Here is a 1,177-nt window from a genome sequence, read left to right as displayed (position 1 = left end):
CTCGCCCGGGCCGGCGACGCGCGGCGGCTCGGCGTCGTGCCCGAGCGCGGCGCGCAGCAGGTCGGGCAGGTAGGCGCCGGTGGCGGGCGACCAGTAGCCGGTGCCGGACGCGTCGCCCCGGTCGGTGACCGGCTCGCTCGCGCCGAGCCGCCAGGTCAGCCAGTCGTGCGGGAGCAGCACCCGCTCGGTGCGGCGGGCGTTCTCCGGTTCGTGCTCGGCCATCCAGCGCAGCTTGCCGACGGTGAACGAGGCGAGGGGCACGCTGCCGGTCCGCTCCGCCCACGCTCGCGGCCCGCCGAACTCGGCGACGAGGGCGCGGGCCTGCGGCGCCGAGCGGGTGTCGTTCCACAGCAGCGCGGGACGCACGACGTCGCCCCCGCCGTCGAGCGCGACCATCCCGTGCTGCTGCGCGGCGACGGCGACCGCGTCGGCGCGCTCGAGCACGTCGCGCACCTGCGACAGCGCGTCCCACCAGTGCCGGGGGTGGCATTCGGTGCCGTCCGGGTGGGGTGCCGACGCCTCCGCGACGACGGTGCCGTCCGCGGCGCGGCAGAGCACCGCCTTCGTCGACTGCGTCGAGGAGTCGACGCCCGCCACCAGGGTCTCGGCCATGCGGCCCTCTTTCGTAAAGACTATGGACTAATTAACGTAGCAGATGGCATCGGCCCTGCCCAGGCGACGGATTGAATTAGGGTGTGTTCATGACGAAGTCCGGAAACGCCCCCGTCCGGCACGCGACGATGCGCGGCCGCAACCTGGCGGTCGTGCTGGAGCACATCGCCCGGCACCAGCCCGTCACCCGGGCCGGGCTCGCCGAGCTGACCGGCTTCACCAAGACCACCGTCTCCAACCTGGTCGGCCTCCTGGAGGGGGCGGGCCTCGTCCGCGACGGCGCGCCCGTGCACGAGGGCGAGCGCGGCCGGCCGGGCGTCGGGGTGTCGATCGCCGGGGACGGCGCCGCCGGGCTCGGCCTGGAGGTGAACGTCGACTACCTCGCCGCCTGCGTGCTCGACCTCGGCAAGCAGGTCCGGTACCGGCACGTGGTCAGCGCCGACAACCGCGGCCGTCCGTCCGCCGACGTCCTCGGCGCGCTGGCGGCGCTCGCCGCGGAGGCCGTCACGGCGGTCGCCGGCCAGGGCCTCGCGGTCGCCGGCGCCGCCGTCGCGCTGCCCGGCCT

At 75.8% G+C, this 1,177-nt stretch carries 2 protein-coding genes; one reads left to right on the top strand and one right to left on the bottom strand.

Going from position 1 to position 1,177, the window contains the following annotated elements; all coding sequences use genetic code 11:
- Window positions 1-612, bottom strand: a 612-nt coding sequence (locus DZF91_RS23490) for an FGGY family carbohydrate kinase (protein WP_268915969.1), incomplete at its 3' end; no start/stop codon positions are given.
- 89 nt (window positions 613-701) lie between these two features.
- Here DZF91_RS23490 and DZF91_RS23485 point away from each other — a divergent pair.
- A partial coding sequence (locus DZF91_RS23485; protein WP_147341314.1) for a MarR family transcriptional regulator occupies window positions 702-1,177 on the top strand: 476 nt, incomplete at its 3' end.

Origin of the sequence: Actinomadura logoneensis, from assembly GCF_003428695.1 — a bacterium.
Taxonomy (GTDB): Bacteria; Actinomycetota; Actinomycetes; order Streptosporangiales; family Streptosporangiaceae; genus Spirillospora; species Spirillospora logoneensis.
This window is presented reverse-complemented; position numbering and strand designations above follow the sequence as displayed.